We start from the raw sequence: 17,569 nt of genomic DNA on the forward strand, positions 1-17,569 counted from the left end.
CAGCCAATCCCGGTTGGCGACGAGCGATCGAGGGCCGCTCCCGCCCACCCATCCATGCCAAACGTCCATCCACAACTTCGCCTTGGTCCACGCGCAATGAGACCGGAGCCGCCATCGGGCGGAACCCGCCGCTCAAGCTGCCATTGTGTCAGGCCGGCGAGACGCACAAACCGGGGAACGCGCGTGTTCAGAACTGTCCGGATGATCGCCACCGCGACGATCACCCTGTTGGCCGCCTCCGCGGCCGCCGAAACCCCGGCGCCACCGCCGGTCAAGGAGCCCGTGTCGAATTCCGGCGACGGGACGACCGGCACGACCGGATCAGCAGCGCCCATCACGCCGGCACCACCGCCGGCCGCAGCGCCGCCCGCCTCCTCTCCCCCGCCCGCGTCGCCCCCCGTCGCGGCACCACCCGCCGTCGTACCAACGCCCGCGTCGCCCCCCGCGGCCACGACGGGACCGACTCCGCCGGTCACCGGCACACCCGCGACCGTGCTCGATACCCAGGATTACGAGGGCATTCTCGGCAAAGCCGTGCGCAGTTCCACCGGCGAGGATATGGGCCGGATCATCGACATCATCCTCGACAAGGATGGACGTCCCCGCGCGGCGATCATCGATTTCGGTGGCTTCCTCGGGGTCGGCTCCCGCAAGATCGCGGTGGACTGGCGCGCGATGCGCTTTACCGCCGACGGCAAGGCCAGCCGGCCGGTGCTTCAACTGAGCCGCAACCAGGTGCGCGTCTCGCCCGAATACAAGCCCGGCGAGCCGATCGTCGTGCTCGGCCCGGCCAGCCCCGCCACCCCGCCGGAGGGTGAACCCGCAGCCAACGCCGTTCAGGGTCCGCCCACGCCGCCCGCTGCTGCGGCACCTGTCGCGGCGCCAGCGGCTTCGCCACCCGTCGTGGCGCCAGTGCCCGTACCTGTCCCGACCCCCGCGCCCGAGAAGGCGCCGGATAAGCCGGCCGAGAAGTCACCGGATCGATGACGGTACCGCTTCCGAAGGATCGCCGGGCGCTCAAGCCGCGTGAGGTGTCGCGTCCGGACTTCCGGCCGCGCCCCCTCCCCCGTCGCGACGCCCTTACGGACGACGGTCCGACGTCGACGGCAGCGGAGGCCCCGGCCGACATGAAGGTGATCTCGCGCACGAGCACGCGTGGCCTCGACGGGTTCGCGTTCTTCGTAGCGAACCTGCAGACCGGCTTCGGACCGTTCCTGGCGGTGTACTTCACCCAGGCGAAATGGACCCAGTCGGATATCGGCTTCGCCCTCACGGTCGGCAGCCTTGTCAGCCTCCTCGGCCAGGTGCCGGGCGGGGCCTTCGTCGACGCCGTGCGCTCCCGCCGTTTCGCCGCCGGCTTCTCGGTGGTCGCCATCGCGCTGAGCGCTTTCGCGCTCGCCATGTGGCCGAACTTCCTCGTGGTGCTGCTGGCGATGGCGGCCCATTCGGCCGCAAGCTGCATCCTCACCCCGGCCATCGCGGCCATCAGCATCGGCCTTGTCGGCCATGCCCGCGCGGGCGAGCGGCTGGGGCGGAATGCCAGCTTCTCGGCCCTCGGCAATGCGGTGGCGGCCGCCGGCATGGGCGCCTGCGGCTACTATTTCTCGAATGACGCGGTCTTCTATCTGACCGCCGCCCTGATGGTGCCGACCCTGATCGCGCTCTCGCGGATTCGCGCCGACGAGATCGAGCCGCCGCCGCGCACGAGGGCGACCGAGAGCACCCCGGCGCCCCGGCGCGACGCGGGCCTGCGCGCCCTGCTTACCAACCGCGCTCTGCTGTGCTTCGGCGCCTGCATGACCCTGTTCTTCCTGGCCAACGCGGCGATGCTGCCGCTGGTAGGCAGCATGCTGACCCTGCGGGCCAGCGAGACCGCCACCGCGCTGATCGCGGCCTGCATCGTCGTGCCCCAGGTGGTTCTCGCCCTGTCGGCCCCGGCCGTCGGGCGCGCGGCAGAGCGCTGGGGCCGTCGCCCCCTGCTGCTCATCGGCTTCGCAGCGCTGCCGATCCGAGGCCTGCTCTTCGCCTACGTCGACAGTCCCGAACTGCTGGTGGCGATCCAGGTCTTCGACGGCGTCTCGGCCGCCGTGTTCGGCGTGATGGTCCCGCTGGTGGTCTCGGACGCGACCCGGAAGACCGGACACTTCAACCTCGCCCTCGGGGCGGTCGGGACGGCGATGGGGATCGGAGCGGCCTTGTCGACCTCACTGGCCGGCATCATGGCGGACCGGCTCGGCAGCCATACGGCCTTTCTGGGGCTGGCGATCGTGGGATTTGCCGCTTTCGCGCTCGTCGCCCTGATCATGCCGGAGACCAGACACGCGCCCGAACCCTAAGGGAAACGCCCGAAAGCCGCGTTCCTCGAAGCGGACGGCATCGAATTCGCTTGCCAGAAAATCCGCGCATGGGAATTTGCTTGATCGGGACTTCGCTTGCCGCTCAAGCAACATTCAGGTTCGCGCGCTATAACGCGCGAACCTACGCCCGACACCGCAACGCTTGGGTTCGCTTTGCGTTGCGACCCAGGGGGACTCAAGATCCCGTGTGCGACATGCGCGGGAAACCAGGGTCCGTAAGGACGCCTTCATAGAAACAGGTTCACGCCACTGCCGGGTGAACCTTCGACACCGGGATGGTCACCCTGATGGAAGACCTCTGCGTTTATGCCGATCGGCCCTTCGCCTTCGTCGGTCGCTATCTGCGCCGACGCGCCCTGCCGCATATCGTGATCCTGTGCGCCGTCCTCGGCGCCGTGGGTTTCTCGGTGAGCACGGATTATGCGCTGAAGGGCGTGGTCGACGCGCTGAGCAAAGGCCCCTCCTCCGGCCTGATCTGGGGCGCGCTGGGCGTCCTTATCGCCTTCATCGCCGCCGACAACATGCTGTGGCGCGTGGCCAGCCTCGTCGGCTCGTTCACCTTCGTGGGCGTGACGGGCGACATCCGCCGCGACCTCTTCCGGCACATGACCGGGCACTCGCCGTCCTTCTTCGCCGATCGCCAGCCCGGGACGCTGGCCTCGCGCATCACCGCGACCTCGAACGCGATCTTCACGGTCGAGAACATGTTCGTGTTCAACGTGATGCCGCCGTGCGTCGCGGCCTTCGGCTCGATCCTCTACATCGGCACCGTCAACCTCACGATGGCCCTGGTGCTCGCCGGCATCTTCGCCGCCGTGGTGGTGCTGATGTTCAAGATGGCGGCAGCCGGCAAGCCGCTCCACCACGACTTCGCCGCGAAGGCAGCCTCGGTCGACGGCGAGATGGTCGATCTCGTCGGCAACATGCCTCTGGTGCGGGCCTTCTCGGCCTTCAAGCGCGAATACACCCGCTTCGACGGCACCATCGGGCAGGAGATGCGTTCGCGCCGCTCCTCGCTGCTCTACCTGGAGAAGCTGCGGATCGTGCACGCGATCCTCACGGTGCTGGCGGTGCTGGGCCTGCTCTACTGGGCCATCAACATGTGGGAAGCCGGCCAGGCCACCAACGGTCAGGTCGTCCTCGTCTGCACCCTGGGCATCCGCATCCTGGCCGCCACCCGCGATCTCGCGGTGGCCCTGGTCGACGCGACCCAGCACACCGCGCGCCTGTCGGAGGCGCTTCACACCCTACTGCAGCCGCACGACCTGATCGACCATCCGGAGGCGGAGCCGCTCTCCGGCACCCATGGGGCCGAGATCACGTTCGACCACGTCGCCTTCTCGTATCCGGACGGCCGCGGCGTCTTCACCGACTTCGACCTCATCATCCAACCCGGTCAGCGGGTCGGCCTGGTGGGCAAGTCCGGCGGCGGCAAGTCGACCCTGTTCTCCCTCCTGCAGCGCTTCTACGACGCGCAGGGCGGCCGCATCCTGATCAACGGCCAGGACATTCAGCGGGTGACCCAGGAATCCTTGCGCGAGGCCATCACGGTGGTGCCGCAGGACGTGTCGATGTTCCACCGGACCCTGCGCGAGAACATCCGCTACGGCCGGCCTGACGCCTCCGACGAGGATGTGTGGAAGGCCGCTGCCGCGGCCCATTGCACCGACTTCATCGAGGCCCTGCCCGAAGGGTTCGACACCATCGTGGGCGACCGCGGCGTGAAGCTCTCCGGCGGCCAGCGCCAGCGCATCGCCATCGCGCGCGCCATCCTCAAGGACTCGCCGATCCTGCTCCTCGACGAGGCGACTTCGGCCCTCGACGCCGAGTCCGAGGAAGCGATCCGCCACGCCCTCGCCAACCTGATGCACGGCCGCACCGTGATCGCCATCGCGCACCGGCTCTCGACCCTGAAGGACTTCGACCGGATCGTGGTGCTCGAGGGTGGCCGCATCATCCAGGACGGCTCGCCGGACAAGCTGACTCATCTCGACGGGTTCTACCGCGAGCTGATGAAGAAGGAATCGATGTCCATGGCGCTGGCCGCCGCCTGACCCTCCGGCGAGCCGCCAAGTGCTCGCTCTTGCCTGAACGGGATCGCCCACCGCCGGCTTCCCCGTTCGGCCGGCTTAAGGTGCCACGACGAAACTCTGCTCGGTGGACACGGAACGGTCGGAACGCTTGTCTCGGGCGCTGAAGCCGAGGATGTAGGCGCCCGGCGGAAGACCCGAGATCGCCAGATCGTAGTTGATGAAGAACTTCGGTTGGCCGTTCAGGAGGTCAGGCGCGTCGACCACCAGATCCTTGTCGATGGCGCCCTTCTTGCCCCAGAGGATATCGCCCTCCGGGTTCCGGACATCGACGTCGACGATGTAGCCGAAGCGCCGCTTGTCCCCCTCGACGGGTACCAACGTCGCGCCGGTGGCCTCGAGATAGGTGAAGATCCGCTCGTCCTTCCGGAACGTGTTCGAGGTCCGAGAGGTGTACGATCCGAAGCCCGGCGCAGTCTCGGTGACGAACAGGTTCCGGGGCACGCGCAGGGGTGTCGGGGCCTTCGGCGCGACGCACAAAACCTCACTCGCAGTATTCGTTGAATGGTCGACCATCCTCGGGGCCTCGGCCATCGGCGCGGCGCCGCCCGACCAGAAGCTCGACGGGGCTGAACCGGAATCGGCCGGGAGCTTGATGCTGTTCATGACCGCCGACAGAGTGGCCTCATTCGCCGTCCGCTCGTCCTTCGTGCCCCAGATGGTGATCAGCACGACGCGGTCGCGGCTCGCATCGACGGTGACGAAATCCACGATGGTTTTCTCGGAACCGGCGGTGGTGGTGTAGCGCTGGACCTGGGCCGGGGTGCCGCCGACATCCAGGGTGACCGCAACCGGCTTGACGCTCAGGTCGACCTTGCCCTTCTTCAGGTAGGCCCTGGTTTCCTTGATCAGGTTTTCAAGATCCGATCGGTCGCCATAAGCCACGTTGAAGATCAAGTAGCCGTCCGAGGCGACAGAATTGATCTCGTTTTGCCCTGCAGTGACGTTCCAATTATCAGGAATCGTCAGCGTTATGGCCGGGCTTTTGGCAGGAAGCGCGTAAGTCTTGGCCTCTGCCGGCAGGGTGAACGAGGCCAGCAGAGCAAACGTCAACATTCGAGTCAGCATGGGCGCGTCTCATCCGGAAACCGGTCCCACCGATGCGACGACCAGAACTCCGCTGATAAGGGATAAAACTTGTCATCGTCTTCCGATACATTGTGTTCGGGCGATACGCCGGCACTAACCTCCGATCACGGAGAAGAATCGATGAAACGCCCCGGGACAGGTCGGTCGATCGGCTCATCCCGCGCGCTACGGCCGCGGTCCGGCGCGCATGACGGAGACCGCGAGCCAGCACGTCTACCGGACAGATCCCGGCGCGATCCGGGATGCCTTGGGCTCAGTTAGTTGTGCGACTGGATGAAGTTGCGCACCAGCGGGTAGGTCTGGCTCTCCCACTTGCGGCCCGAGAAGACACCGTAATGCCCGACGCCGGCCTGGAGATGGTGGCTCTTCATGTGGTGCGGCAGGCTGGTGCACAGGTCGTGCGCCGCCATGGTCTGGCCTACTGCGCAGATGTCGTCGCGCTCGCCCTCGACCGTCATCAGCGCGGTTCTGCGGATTGCGCCCATGTCGATCGGATTGCCCCGATAGGTCAGCTCGTTCTTGGCCAGGGTGTAATCCTGGAACACGGTCTTGACCGTCTCGATGTAGAACTCGGCCGCGAGATCGAGCACGGCGAAATACTCGTCGTAGAAGCCCTCGATCTGGCGCGCTTTTTCGGTTTCCCCCTTGGCGAGGTGCCAGAACAGGTCCGCGTGCCCCTGCATGTGGCGCTTGGCGTTCATGGACACGAAGGCCGAGACCTGCATGAAGCCGGGATAGACCCGCCGTCCGGCGCCCTTGTGACGATCGGGAACCGTGGCGATGAGGTTCTTCTCGAACCACGCGATCGGCTTCGAGGTCGCAAGGTGGTTCACCGAGGTCGGCGAGATCCGACAATCGACTGGGCCGGCCATCAGCGTCATGCTGCGCGGCTGCGCCACGTTCTTCGTGTGGGCCATCACCGCAGCGGCGGCCAGCGCCTGCACCGCCGGCTGGCACACGGCGACGAGGTGGGCCCCCTCACCGATCGCGCCGAGGAACTGCACCAGATGGTCGACGTAATCGTCGAACCCGAAGGCACCGGCGGAGAGCGGCACGTCGCGGGCGTTGTGCCAGTCGGTGATGTAGACGTCGTGATCGGGCAGCAGGGTGCGGACCGTCCCGCGCAGCAGCGTCGCGAAATGCCCGGACAGGGGCGCCACCACGAGCACGCGCGGCTGCTCGGTTTCCACGTCCTTCTTGAAGCGCAACAGGGTTCCGAACGGGGTGGCGAACGCGACCTCTTCGGTCACCGGCACCTCGCGGTTGCCTACTGTCACGCTGTCGATCCCGTAGGCGGGTCGCGCGAAGGTGAGGCCGGCCCGCATCATCATCCGGGCACCGGCCGACCACCAGGTCAGCGGCTCCTTGTAGCCGGCGGCGGTCCAGGGCGAGACGGCGTCGTGGACGAGACGTCCCCAGGCGCGCGTCTGCTCAGCCAGATCCGACTGGGCATCAAAGGCACGATACAGCATGCAGCCCGAACTCCTACGCGAACGGTCGAATCGCAGAACGTCCGCGGCAAGCGGGCGCGGCGGCAGAGCCGCCGACGATGGGGCGCTAGGCTGCGGCACCCCGGCCCCGGACGCAACGGCCTTAACGTGTGATATCCTGCGGTTGTTGTGCGTATGCATCACCGGAGAAGTGTCGCGCGTCGCTTCGGAATAACAGGTGAACATGAGGTCGCCGCCGGCCGTGACTGTGAAAGGACAACCTACACGTTGGGAAAAGGCTCCGCTGACGGCCAGCGACACCGCGGCACGACCGGAACCATCGTGCCTGTCGGTGGATCGCGGCGGCACGAGTCTTGGATCACGTGTCGGCGAGGAAACATCAGGGGGGACACGACGATGCCTGCGGCCACGCTGACCATTTCGAGCCGGAATTATTCGTCGTGGTCGCTGCGCGGCTGGCTGGTCTGCCGGATGGCCGGGATCGACTTCGAGACGGAGTTGCTTTCCGGAAACGACGCCTCGACCCGCGCCGAGCTTCTGCACCTGTCGCCCTCCTTCCTGGTTCCCCGCCTCGTCCATGGCGAAATCATCGTCTGGGATACCCTCGCGATCGCGCAGTATCTCAACGAGATCCGGCCCGAGGCCGGGTTCCTGCCAAGGAACGACGTGGCGCGGGCCCATTGCCGCTCGATCTCGGGCGAGATGCATGGCGGCTTCATCAACCTGCGCTCGGCGCTTCCGATGAACCTGAAGGGCCGCCATCCCAACTTCAGGATCTTCAATGGCGCCCGGGGCGATATCGAGCGCGTCATCACCATCGTGGACGAGTGCCTCGACCGCTACGAGGGCCCGTTCCTGTTCGGGGCGACCCCCAGCCTCGCCGACGCGATGTTCGCCCCCGTCTGCACGCGCTTCCGCACTTACGACGTCCCCCTCTCGGGCCGGACCGCCGCCTATCGCGACACCATCCTCGCTTGGCCCCTGATGGAGGAATGGGCCGAGGCGGCGGCGCGCGAGCCCGACGAGATCGAGGAACTCGACATGGAGTTCTGAGGGCGCCTGCACGAACCCGCTCGCGCGCCGAGATGGACCGTGCGGCCTCCGCCGGACGCCACGTGCGAAGCGACACGCCAACCTGCCAAGACGATCCCTATATCACTCTCATCGCAGTCGAGACGAAAACAACTAAAGTCTTCGTCTCATGTAGGAGTGATCTAGCCAGATGAAAACCCGTCTTTCCGCCCTCGTTGTCGCTTCGGTTCTTGCCATCGCGGCTCCGGCGACCGGAAGCTTCGCGTTCGACCGCGCCGCCCCGGCCTATGGCGAGGTGCCCGCGTCGCGCTACGACGACATCACGACGGGCTCCATCCGCTCCTACGATGTCCCGGCGACCGGCCGCTGCGCCGAGAGCTCGGCCGCCGAAGGCAACGCCAACCAGCAGAACTTCCCGGTCCAGCAATACGGCCAGACCTCCGGCGGCCCGCGCTGCTGATTGCCTGACGACTTGGCATGATCGAGCGCGCGAGCGCCCGACGTTCCGAAGAATCCTATTCGAAGGCCCGGCCCGCGTGGTTCGGGCCTTTTTCGCGCCCTCACGGCCGGCGGGCGGTACTCATTCGGCGGCGGCGCGGTGGGTGGCCTCTGCCGGGGAGTTCGACGGGGAGGCCGCGGCGGCGCGCGGCAGCTCGATCCGGGCGGTCAGGCCGCGCGGGGTCCGGTTGCGCAGGGTGAAGCGCCCTTCGTGCGAATCCACGATGGCGAGAACGATCGACAGCCCGAGGCCGAAGCCGCTGGCGGTGTCGAGGTTGCGGGCCCGGTCGCCGCGGACGAAGGGCTGGAGCATGGCGTCCCGCTCGGATTCCGGGATGCCCGGACCGTCGTCGCTGATGTCGACGGCAATGCCCCGCTCGGTCTGCGTCACCGTGAGCCGCGCCGCGCCGCCATACTTCACGGCGTTGTCCACGAGGTTCACGATCGCGCGCTGAAGCTCGTCCGGGCGCCCCTGGACCAGCACGTGACGGGTCTCGTCGACCCGGACATCGGCGCCGATATCCGCGAACTCGTCGGCGACGGTCTGCACGATGGAGGCGAGGTCGACCAGGATGCGCGCGCCTCCGCCGGGGCTCTGTCCGTCCCGCACGAAGGAGAGGGCCGCCTCCACCAGCCCGTTCATCTGGTCGAGGTCGCGCAGGGTCATGCTCCGGGCGTGGTCGTCCTCAATGAACTCGGCACGCAGGCGCAGGCGGGTGATCGGCGTGCGGAGATCGTGGCTGATGGCGGCGAGCATCTGGGTCCGGTCGTCGACGAGGCGGCGCACGCGCGCCCGCATCCGATCGAGGGCGCGGGACAGCGTGACGACCTCGCGCGGGCCGTTCTCGGGCAGGTCCACAAAGTTCATGCGGGTGCCGAAGGCGTCCGCCGCCTCGGCGAGGCGGGCCAGGGGAGCCGTGAGTGCCCGCGTCGCCCACAGCGAGATCAGCGAGACGGCGACGGCCAGGAACACGAAGGTGAAGATGATGGCCCCCTGCCGCATCGGCGGCCGGTCGTCGTCCGGCACCAGGGCGGAGAGGCGGGCACCGGCGGGCGTGACGATGCCGACGCGGACGCCCGCCGGCGTATCGGCCGGACGCCGATCCGCCCACAGGTCGGTGATGCCGAGGGGGCGGCCGAAGCCGTCGCGCAGGCGCTGGACCATGGAATGGTCGCCAAGGCGGTCGCCAGGCCGGTCACCAAGACGGTCGCCGCCCGTCGCTTCGGAACGACCGGTCTCCGGGCCGGTGCCGTCCCAGGGCTCGATACGGAGGGTCGGCAACATCCGGGCCGCGTTGGCCAGCAGCGCCGGGCGGTCGGCAGGGGCGGCGCCGTCGAGGAGACGGGCGACCGTCGCGAGGCGGGTTGCGGCCACGCCGGGATGATCGTCGGGCCGCCAGGGCTCGCGCAGGGTGAAGAACGCCAGCGTCGCCATCGCGTGCGCCAGAACCACGGCGGCGACGATGAGCAGGGCGATCTGTCCGGCGACGCTCGACGGCACCAGAGTGCGCAGGCGGGTCCAGGGCGCCCTCATGTGCGCGTCACCTCGGGCGTGAAGAGGTAGCCGCCGGAGCGGATGGTGCGGATGATCTCCGGGTTGCGCGGATCCGGCTCGATCTTCTGACGGATGCGGCTGATCAGGACGTCGATGCTGCGCTCGAAGGGGCCGGCCGCGCGACCCTGCGTCAGGTCGAGAAGCTGGTCGCGGGACAGCACCCGGCCGGGGCGCAGACAGAGGGCGTGAAGCAGGTCGAACTCCGCGCCCGTGATGGCGATGCGGGCCTCCTCGGGGCTGAGGAGTTGGCGCAGGGAGATGTCGAGGGTCCAGCCGAGGAAGTGCAGGCGCCGCACGCCCTCCTCGGTTTCCGCCTCCGCCGCGGAGCCGCGCCGCAGGATGGCGCGGATGCGCGCCAGGAGTTCGCGCGGATTGAACGGCTTGCCGAGATAGTCGTCGGCGCCGATCTCGAGCCCGATGATCCGATCGATCTCCTCGGCCTTGGCGGTGAGCATCAGGATCGGAATGCGGGAGGCGGCCCGCAGGCGGCGGCACAGGCTCAGGCCGTCCTCGCCGGGGAGCATCAGGTCGAGCACGACGAGGTCGACGCGGGCATCGGCCAGCACCTTGTCCATGGCGGCCCCGTCGCCCGCGAGACTGACCCGGCACTCGTTGGCCCGCAGGTAGCGCGCCACCAGGGCGCTGATCTCGCGGTCATCCTCCACGAGGAGGATATGCGGCTGGGTCGTGGTCATCGGCGTCAGGGTCCCGAGCGTCGCGGCGGTCTCCGCACCCGGGCGGATTTGTCGGCTCGCGAGTATGCACCGCCGCGCACCGCCCCCGAAGGCCCGGCGCGGCGGGGATTTGTAAATGGCTGTTTCGGAGCGCCCGGCCGCCCAAACCGGGCGTCGGGCCTCGTCGGGGCCCGAACCGGCAGTGCCGGGAAACTCATTGCCGGGAGACCCGCCGATTCTTATGTCGGTGCCCACAGGCGCCGGTCTCGTGGCCGTCACGGACGGATGGTGACCTCAAAGCTTCGGGAGACGACGATGCAAGGCTCGAACCGGCTGTTCGACGATTTCGCCCGCCTGATGACCGACGCCGCCGGAGCCGCCCAGGGCGTGCGCCGCGAGGCGGAGACGGTGTTCAAGGCCCAGGTCGAGCGCCTGATCCGCGACATGGACATCGCGTCGCGAGAGGAACTCGACGTCCTGCGCGACCTCGTCTCGGCACTGCGCAGCCAGAACGACGCCCTGGCCGCCCGGATTACCGCCCTCGAGGCAAAGGTCGGCGCCGAGCCGGTGGCCGGAGCCAGCGAGGCCATCTGATTCCAGGTTGATTCGCGCCCCTTCGGTCGCCGTCACGCTTGTACACAGGAAGGAACGGTGGACGGTCGCTTTCCTGTTCACCGGCTTCCCGGGCCGCTTTGAAACGCGAGTCCAGCCCGGTCTATAGTGGGTCATGACCTGATTCGCTCCCGACCCGAACCACCCTGAACCGAACAGAATCCGCGCCTGCCGCACCCCGACCGGGTGTGTCAGGTGCAAATCGGGCTCCGGGCGGTGCCGGCCTCTGGCGTGAGTTTCACAACGACTTCGCCGATCTTCGCCCAGATCGACATATTGGACCGCCATGACCCAACTCCACATCGAAGATCACGATCGGCACGAGCATCCCCTCGACATCGTCGAGCGCCTCGCGTCGCTGCGCGACTGGATCTTCGACCGGGCCGAGACCGACGAGATGTCTGTTTCCGTCGCCGGGCGCTGGGCCGACTACCATGTGGCGTTCACCTGGATCGAAGACGTGGAGGCGCTGCACGTCGCCTCCGCCTTCGACCTGAAGGTCCCGGAGCGCCGCCGCACCGAAATCCTGACCCTGGTCTCCCTGGTCAACGAGCAATTGTGGGTCGGGCATTTCGACCTGTGGTCGACGGACAACGTGGTGATGTTCCGCCACTCGCTGCTCCTCACCGGGGGCGCCGCCCCCACGCAGGGTCAGTGCACCATGATGCTGAAATCCGCTGTCGACGCCTGTGAGCGCTACTACCAAGCCTTCCAGTTCGTGCTCTGGGCCGGCAAGTCGGCCCGCGAGGCCCTCGATGCGGTGCTGTTCGAGACCGAAGGCGAGGCGTGAGCGCAAATTCCCGTCCCGACACCGCTGCGCCTGACGCCGCACTGCCCCGGTCGCTCACCCTCGTGGGGGCCGGGAAGATGGGGGGCGCCATGCTGGCCGGCTGGCTCGCGGGCGGCCTCGACCCGCGTCGAACCACGATCATCGATCCGCAGGCCCCGCCGGAGATTCGAGTGCTCTGCGCCGCGCGGGGGCTGGGTCTGAATCCGGCCGAGCCGCCGGTCTCCGAGGCGCTGGTGCTCGCCATGAAGCCGCAGGGCCTGGAGGGCGCAGCCGCCGGTCTCGCGCCGCTGATCGGGCCGGACACCCTGGTGGTGTCGATCCTGGCGGGTAAGACCCTTACCAACCTGCGCGACCGCCTGCCCGGCGCCCGCGCCATTGTACGGGCGATGCCGAACCTGCCGGCCAGCATCGGCCGAGGCGCGACCGGCGCCGTGGCCAGCACCGCCGTCAGCGCGCAGCAGCGGGCGCAGGCGCAGGCACTTCTCGCCAGCGTCGGTCTGGTGGAATGGCTCGACGACGAGGCCCTCATCGACGCGTTGACAGCCGTGTCGGGCTCCGGACCTGCCTACGTCTTCCTCCTGGCCGAGGTCATGGCGCAGGCGGGCGTGGCCGCCGGCCTGCCGGCCGACATGGCCGCGCGGCTCGCCCGGTCCACCGTCTCGGGGGCCGGGGCTCTGCTCGAGTCCAATCCCCGCGAGGCCGGCGCCCTGCGCCAGGACGTGACCTCGCCGGGCGGGACCACCGCCGAGGCGTTGGCCGTGCTGATGCGTCCCGGTGGCCTGCCGGACCTGATGCGCGAGGCAGTGGACGCGGCGCGGCGCCGCGCCGGTGCCCTCGCTGGCTGAGACGGACCTGACGATCCGGCTCCGCCACCCTACATCAGGGTCTGATTGGACGAGGATCGTACGACCATGGCTAAACGCCCCGGCTCTCCCAAGCCCGATACCGAGATGCCCGAGACCGAGATGCCCGAGACCGAGACCCGGTCCACCGACGCGGCGGCGCCAGCCGAGCCGAAGCGTCCACCGCGCGAGGCCGCCGTCGAGGCGCTGATGCGGCTCGCGGCCGAGCAGCCCTGGAACGACATCGAGGTCGGCGACATCGCCCGGGAGGCCGGCCTGAGCCTGGCCGAGTTCCGCGATCTGTTCCCCTCTAAGGGCGCGGTACTCGGAGGCCTGTCCCGCATCATCGATCGCAAGGTGCTGGAGGGCGACACGACCGATCTCGCCGACGAACCGACCCGCGAACGCCTGTTCGATGTGCTGATGCGCCGTCTCGACGCGATGACGCCCTACAAGGAGGCCCTGCGCCGGATTTCCTACGCCCTGCGCGGCGACCCGCTTTCCATGCTGGCCCTGAACGGGGTCGCGCTGAACTCGCACCGCTTCATGCTGGCCGCCGCGGGCATCAACACCGAGGGGCCACTCGGCCGCCTCAAGCTCCAGGGCGTGGTCATCGCCTTCGCCCGCACGGTGGAGGTCTGGCTCGACGACGAGGATCCGGCGCTGGCCCGCACCATGGCGCGCCTCGACAAGGAAATCCGCAACGGCGAGCGTTTCATGGAGCGAGCCGACGATGCGCGCCGCCTCACCGCGCCCTTCCGGGCACTGGGCCGCTCGCTGCTCGATCGCGGCAGCCGCACGCGCCGGGATCGGCACGCCGCGGATATGCGTGACGGGGATACGCGCAACGAGGATGCCGGCAATCCCCTCGGCGGCGATCCGGCGGCGGCGATCTGAGACCTCGGCCGGCCCGGCTCAGGTCCCGATCGGCATCCCCGTTTCGCCGAGATGGATCGCGAGCCAGATGGTGGGCCGGTCCGGATCGGTGAAGGTGACCCGATGGGTGGTACCGGCCGGGATGAACAGGGGATCGCCGGGCACCAAACGGTCTCCGCGTCCCCCATGGCCACCCGCGCCGCGCCCGCCAGGAGCAGCACCCACTCGTCATGGTCCTGCCGATAGGGTTGATCCTGCGGCGTGACCTGGCCCTGGGAGACGATCCGTTCGATCCGGCATCCGGGACGCGCGAGGAATTCGGTGAAGACCTCGCCCGACCGAGCATCAGGCAGATCGGCCAGAAGGTTGGCTGAGAGCGTGACGATGGGCGCGGGCGGAGTCATCCGGCGGCTTTCGGCTTTGGGCTCACTCCTGTCGGAGATCACCGACATGGCAATGAACGGATTGATCGTCGGGCTGTGATCCGCCGCCGAGGCGTGAATGTGCTGGATGGTGATCGAGCGACATGGCGACGACCGGTCCTACCGGATGATCGAGAACGTCGAGAGCGGTGGGCCGGGGCGGCGATGATGATCCCGCTTGGAACCTCTGCACAATAGCCGAGAACGCCCCGCTCTCAGGCCGGCGGATCGGACCGGCCGGGCTCGACGACGAGGTTCGGGGGCGTCGCTCCGGCCCCGCCGAGAATCTTTCGGAGAGCGCGAGCGCGCAGGCGGCCGGCATGGCGGCGCGTCTGTGGGACCGTCCCGTCGGCGCTCCATTCGCGCAGGACTTCATCGACGGCGTCTCGGCCGATCAGCCCGCGCTCGGCGGCGTGCTCGGCCATTGCGAGGCTGTCAGCGGCCAGCACAAGGCTGCTGCCGGCCGCCTCGACCACCTCGGCCAGCCGGGCGATTTCGTCGAGGCGCTCGGCATCCCGCGAGACGTTGCGGATATAGACCGCCGCCACCCGGCCGGGATGAGCCGCCACGATCTGGGCGTAGACCTCGGGATCGTGCTGGCCGCTATCGCCGATCAGCACGAAGGGCAGGTCGTGGTAGAGCGCCAGCATACGCTCGATCAGATCGCGCTTGTGGTCCTCCGCCCGGCGCGGCAGCGGGCTCGTCCAGGACAGCCCCCATTCGCGCAGGAACAGCACTGGCCCGACGGGAATCCGGTGCATGGCGAAGAACTCGCTGAGCATGTCGTAGATGCCCCAGGGCGCCCTCGAGACGTACAGCATCGGATTGCCCTCGGCGCCCGACGGTCCTGTATACAGCGCGCGATAGAGGGCGGCGGCGCCCGGGAAAGCGACCCGGTTCTCGGCATCCTCGACGAACAGGCGCCACAGCATCTTGGCCTTGTTGGCGACGCCGGTTCGCATGATCGTGTCGTCGATATCGCTGATCACCACCCGCCGGCACTCGGCGGACGGGATGAAGATCTGGCCTTTCGCGCGCACCGGGACCGGGCCGGCAAGATCGAGGTCCATCGGGTGCCAGGACGCCTCTGGCGGAGCCGGCAGGCGCGGATGCAGATGGATGCGGAAATAGCCGTCGCGATCGGTAACCACCTGCTCCTCGCAGCCGAAGAACCGTGCCGTCAGGACCGCGCCGGCGACCTTCCGGCGTGTGATCCGGCGCCGAATGTCACGCAGTTCGGCGGTCCAGCCCGCATTCGGGGCGTTGCCGGCGCGCTGCGACTGGCGAAACACACGGCCGATCAGGAAGACCTGTTCGCGTGAGCCGTAGCCCCGATAGGTCTCGATCACAGTCCCGGCCTTGCCCTGGGACCGGCGAACGGGTTTGGCCAGCAGGCGCAGCGCCCGCAGGGTGCCTTTCGCCAGCCGACCTTTCGCCGAAGGCCTTTTTTCGGGGAGACCTTGTTCGGAAGGATCCTGTTCCGAAGGATCTGGGGCGCTGGTTCCGGACGGGGTGTTCATCGGTACGATATCACTGGGTTCAGGGCCCGCCTCGCAGCATCGCGGGTTCAATGCCTGATGCCGGAGAAGGTTCGTTTGCCCGCACGCCTCTCGACCCCCGGTCTTCGGCATCGTCCGTGGTGTCTTGTCTCAAGGGCGGTTTGTTGCCTCAGCGGTGGGCTGATGCCGCGACACCGAACTCTGTGGACACCGCGTGCCATCCGGTCGCGTTCGCGGAACTCCCCTCCCCGCCTCCGGTTCACGCCAGCACCCCCCACAGGGCTCGACCCGGATTTTTCGATCCGGGATCGGCCGTTGTGGGGGGATTGCCCGCGTTTCTCCAGCGTCGAGTTCTTATGCATCTGCCCCCGATGGACCACGCCTTCGCCGATCCTCTTCCCTTCGGTCAGCTGCCGGCCATTCGCCTGCCCCTGGAGCTTCCCTCCGACGACAATGACCATCCCCTGGCCGTTGCGTTCCAGGACTTCATCCGAAGCCAGCCGTTCCCCTGTGTCGGTGCCAAGTCCGCCCTGTCGAAGGGCCAGATGAAGATCGTGGTGGCCCGCAACATCACTTCGGGCTGGGACGATCCGCGTCTCTATCCGGCGCTGCTTGCCTTCATCTGCCGCTATCGCGACAAGCCGGACCTGTTCCAGAGCTTCGCCGTGGTGTTCGAGGGACCGAACGCGATCGACGAGGAAGCGTTCGAGCGGCATCTCTGGGACAGGGTCCAGTCGCTCTCGGACAAGGACGCCTTCCTGGGACAGCGCTACGACAGCCGCGTGGAGGCCGACCCGGACGATCCGCACTTCTCGCTCTCGTTCGGGGGCGAAGCCTTCTTCGTGGTCGGCATGCATCCGGGCGCGAGCCGGCCGGCCCGGCGCTTCACGCACCCGGTGCTCGTGTTCAACCTGCGGGCTCAATTCGAGCAGTTGCGGGCCGAAGGCCGTTACGAGAAACTGCGGGCTGCCATCCTGTCCCGCGACGAGGCACTCGCCGGATCGATCAACCCGATGCTGGCGCGCCACGGCGACGCCTCGGAAGCGCGCCAGTACAGCGGCCGGGTCGTCGGAGCCGACTGGGTCTGCCCCTTTCAGGGTCGCAAGACATCGGGCGCGGCTCCGGACGGAACGAAGCAGGACGGACCCCGGGAGAGCCGCGATGCCGCCTGAGGCGCAAACCCACGAGATCGCACCGCGCTCCGGCGTGGCCTTCACCCTCGACAAGGGCGAGCGTCTGACGGTGATCGACCCGCAGGGCGAACAGGTGGCCGACCTTCTGGCCTTCGTGCGCGGCGACCTCGACGAGGTCATCTCGTCGGGCCGGACGCTCGACTATGCCAGCCGGATCTATCTGACCTCCGGCGATCCAATCTACTCGAACCGCTCGAACGTGCTCCTGCGCATCGTCGAGGATACGGTGGGGCGGCACGATTTCCTGCTCACGCCGTGCTCGGCCGACACCTTCCGGATCATCTATGGCGATGCCCACCCGCATCGCGGCTGTTTCGGCAACCTCGCGGCGGCGCTCGCTCCCTACGGCATCGTGCCGGACCGGATTCCGGTCGCCTTCAACGTGTTCATGAACGTCACCGTCGACGGCAGCACCGGCGAACTGAAGGTCGAGCCTCCCTTGAGCCGGGCCGGTGATCACGTGACCTTCGAGGCGGAATGCGACCTCGTCATCGGTCTCACCGCCTGCTCGGCGCTACAATCCAACAACAACAGCTTCAAGCCGATCCGCTACCGCATCGACCCCGCCCGCACCTGAAACGGCTGCCGT

General features: G+C 68.1%; 17 protein-coding genes. 11 read left to right on the forward strand and 6 right to left on the reverse strand.

What is annotated here, in order from left to right; genetic code table 11:
* Positions 1–183 precede the first annotated feature (183 nt).
* The 3 genes from ASF57_RS15650 to ASF57_RS15660 all read left to right on the forward strand — a co-directional run bounded on the left by ASF57_RS15650 (position 184) and on the right by ASF57_RS15660 (position 4,411).
* The gene (locus tag ASF57_RS15650; protein WP_348528130.1) at positions 184–987 is read left to right on the forward strand and encodes a PRC-barrel domain-containing protein; all 804 of its coding nucleotides are present in this window, start codon (positions 184–186) and stop codon (positions 985–987) included.
* Complete coding sequence (locus ASF57_RS15655) at positions 984–2,336, forward strand: MFS transporter (RefSeq protein ID WP_056484942.1); 1,353 nt, start codon at positions 984–986, stop codon at positions 2,334–2,336. Before ASF57_RS15650 ends, ASF57_RS15655 begins: the two co-directional genes overlap by 4 nt.
* Positions 2,337–2,644: 308 nt before the next feature.
* Complete coding sequence (locus ASF57_RS15660; protein WP_056181951.1) at positions 2,645–4,411, forward strand: ABC transporter ATP-binding protein; 1,767 nt, start codon at positions 2,645–2,647, stop codon at positions 4,409–4,411.
* 75 nt (positions 4,412–4,486) lie between these two features.
* Here the strand turns inward: ASF57_RS15660 and ASF57_RS15665 are convergent, their stop codons facing one another.
* Together ASF57_RS15665 and phaZ are read right to left on the reverse strand one after the other, a co-directional pair.
* Positions 4,487–5,515, reverse strand: coding sequence for a hypothetical protein (locus ASF57_RS15665; RefSeq protein ID WP_156376172.1), 1,029 nt, complete (start codon positions 5,513–5,515; stop codon positions 4,487–4,489).
* A 278-nt stretch (positions 5,516–5,793) separates the two neighbouring features.
* Positions 5,794–7,008 (reverse strand): polyhydroxyalkanoate depolymerase, encoded by a 1,215-nt coding sequence (gene phaZ, locus ASF57_RS15670; protein WP_056484946.1) that lies wholly within the window; start codon positions 7,006–7,008, stop codon positions 5,794–5,796.
* A 375-nt stretch (positions 7,009–7,383) separates the two neighbouring features.
* On the opposite strand from phaZ, the gene ASF57_RS15675 reads away from it, so the two are divergent.
* Both ASF57_RS15675 and ASF57_RS15680 read left to right on the forward strand, forming a co-directional pair.
* A complete protein-coding gene (locus ASF57_RS15675) occupies positions 7,384–8,040 on the forward strand; it encodes a glutathione S-transferase family protein (RefSeq protein WP_056484948.1) in 657 nt (218 codons plus the stop codon).
* 169 nt (positions 8,041–8,209) lie between these two features.
* Positions 8,210–8,479: a hypothetical protein gene (locus tag ASF57_RS15680; protein ID WP_056484950.1), complete on the forward strand. Its 270-nt coding sequence runs from the start codon at positions 8,210–8,212 to the stop codon at positions 8,477–8,479.
* A 120-nt stretch (positions 8,480–8,599) separates the two neighbouring features.
* On the opposite strand, the gene ASF57_RS15685 is transcribed toward ASF57_RS15680, so the two are convergent.
* Together ASF57_RS15685 and ASF57_RS15690 are read right to left on the reverse strand one after the other, a co-directional pair.
* Positions 8,600–10,051 (reverse strand): ATP-binding protein, encoded by a 1,452-nt coding sequence (locus ASF57_RS15685; protein WP_056484953.1) that lies wholly within the window; start codon positions 10,049–10,051, stop codon positions 8,600–8,602.
* Complete coding sequence (locus tag ASF57_RS15690; RefSeq protein WP_056484955.1) at positions 10,048–10,767, reverse strand: response regulator; 720 nt, start codon at positions 10,765–10,767, stop codon at positions 10,048–10,050. The genes ASF57_RS15685 and ASF57_RS15690 overlap by 4 nt, the downstream gene beginning before the upstream one ends.
* 294 nt (positions 10,768–11,061) lie before the next feature.
* Between ASF57_RS15690 and ASF57_RS15695 the strand changes: the two genes are divergently transcribed.
* From ASF57_RS15695 to ASF57_RS15710, 4 genes are all read left to right on the forward strand, one after another.
* Complete coding sequence (locus tag ASF57_RS15695; protein ID WP_056484957.1) at positions 11,062–11,340, forward strand: accessory factor UbiK family protein; 279 nt, start codon at positions 11,062–11,064, stop codon at positions 11,338–11,340.
* A gap of 304 nt (positions 11,341–11,644) precedes the next feature.
* Positions 11,645–12,148 (forward strand): YbjN domain-containing protein, encoded by a 504-nt coding sequence (locus ASF57_RS15700; RefSeq protein ID WP_055957499.1) that lies wholly within the window; start codon positions 11,645–11,647, stop codon positions 12,146–12,148.
* A complete protein-coding gene (gene proC, locus ASF57_RS15705) occupies positions 12,145–12,993 on the forward strand; it encodes a pyrroline-5-carboxylate reductase (RefSeq protein WP_056484959.1) in 849 nt (282 codons plus the stop codon). Before ASF57_RS15700 ends, proC begins: the two co-directional genes overlap by 4 nt.
* Before the next feature lie 120 nt (positions 12,994–13,113).
* Positions 13,114–13,887, forward strand: coding sequence for a TetR/AcrR family transcriptional regulator (locus tag ASF57_RS15710; protein WP_244477014.1), 774 nt, complete (start codon positions 13,114–13,116; stop codon positions 13,885–13,887).
* Between the two features lie 18 nt (positions 13,888–13,905).
* Here the strand turns inward: ASF57_RS15710 and ASF57_RS27290 are convergent, their stop codons facing one another.
* Together ASF57_RS27290 and ASF57_RS15720 are read right to left on the reverse strand one after the other, a co-directional pair.
* A complete protein-coding gene (locus ASF57_RS27290; protein ID WP_280138766.1) occupies positions 13,906–14,031 on the reverse strand; it encodes a hypothetical protein in 126 nt (41 codons plus the stop codon).
* 472 nt (positions 14,032–14,503) lie between these two features.
* Positions 14,504–15,712: a phosphatase domain-containing protein gene (locus ASF57_RS15720; RefSeq protein ID WP_056485982.1), complete on the reverse strand. Its 1,209-nt coding sequence runs from the start codon at positions 15,710–15,712 to the stop codon at positions 14,504–14,506.
* 506 nt (positions 15,713–16,218) lie between these two features.
* Here ASF57_RS15720 and gntA point away from each other — a divergent pair.
* Both gntA and ASF57_RS15730 read left to right on the forward strand, forming a co-directional pair.
* Positions 16,219–16,959: a guanitoxin biosynthesis heme-dependent pre-guanitoxin N-hydroxylase GntA gene (gene gntA / locus ASF57_RS15725; RefSeq protein ID WP_056485985.1), complete on the forward strand. Its 741-nt coding sequence runs from the start codon at positions 16,219–16,221 to the stop codon at positions 16,957–16,959.
* Positions 16,949–17,557, forward strand: coding sequence for an urea carboxylase-associated family protein (locus ASF57_RS15730; RefSeq protein ID WP_056181534.1), 609 nt, complete (start codon positions 16,949–16,951; stop codon positions 17,555–17,557). The genes gntA and ASF57_RS15730 overlap by 11 nt, the downstream gene beginning before the upstream one ends.
* Positions 17,558–17,569 lie beyond the last annotated feature (12 nt).

The organism is Methylobacterium sp. Leaf117 (assembly GCF_001422985.1).
Classification (GTDB): Bacteria; Pseudomonadota; Alphaproteobacteria; order Rhizobiales; family Beijerinckiaceae; genus Methylobacterium.

What these genes read in the sequence shown, in the direction of transcription:
- ASF57_RS15660 (WP_056181951.1), top strand. Translation starts at nt 2,645, where the DNA reads ATGGAAGACCTCTGCGTTTATGCCGATCGGCCCTTCGCCTTCGTCGGT.
- ASF57_RS15680 (WP_056484950.1), top strand. Translation starts at nt 8,210, where the DNA reads ATGAAAACCCGTCTTTCCGCCCTCGTTGTCGCTTCGGTTCTTGCCATC.
- ASF57_RS15665 (WP_156376172.1), bottom strand. Translation starts at nt 5,515, where the DNA reads ATGCTGACTCGAATGTTGACGTTTGCTCTGCTGGCCTCGTTCACCCTG.
- ASF57_RS15690 (WP_056484955.1), bottom strand. Translation starts at nt 10,767, where the DNA reads ATGACCACGACCCAGCCGCATATCCTCCTCGTGGAGGATGACCGCGAG.
- ASF57_RS15710 (WP_244477014.1), top strand. Translation starts at nt 13,114, where the DNA reads ATGCCCGAGACCGAGACCCGGTCCACCGACGCGGCGGCGCCAGCCGAG.
- ASF57_RS15675 (WP_056484948.1), top strand. Translation starts at nt 7,384, where the DNA reads ATGCCTGCGGCCACGCTGACCATTTCGAGCCGGAATTATTCGTCGTGG.
- ASF57_RS15730 (WP_056181534.1), top strand. Translation starts at nt 16,949, where the DNA reads ATGCCGCCTGAGGCGCAAACCCACGAGATCGCACCGCGCTCCGGCGTG.
- ASF57_RS15655 (WP_056484942.1), top strand. Translation starts at nt 984, where the DNA reads ATGACGGTACCGCTTCCGAAGGATCGCCGGGCGCTCAAGCCGCGTGAG.
- ASF57_RS15685 (WP_056484953.1), bottom strand. Translation starts at nt 10,051, where the DNA reads ATGAGGGCGCCCTGGACCCGCCTGCGCACTCTGGTGCCGTCGAGCGTC.
- ASF57_RS15695 (WP_056484957.1), top strand. Translation starts at nt 11,062, where the DNA reads ATGCAAGGCTCGAACCGGCTGTTCGACGATTTCGCCCGCCTGATGACC.
- ASF57_RS15700 (WP_055957499.1), top strand. Translation starts at nt 11,645, where the DNA reads ATGACCCAACTCCACATCGAAGATCACGATCGGCACGAGCATCCCCTC.
- phaZ (WP_056484946.1), bottom strand. Translation starts at nt 7,008, where the DNA reads ATGCTGTATCGTGCCTTTGATGCCCAGTCGGATCTGGCTGAGCAGACG.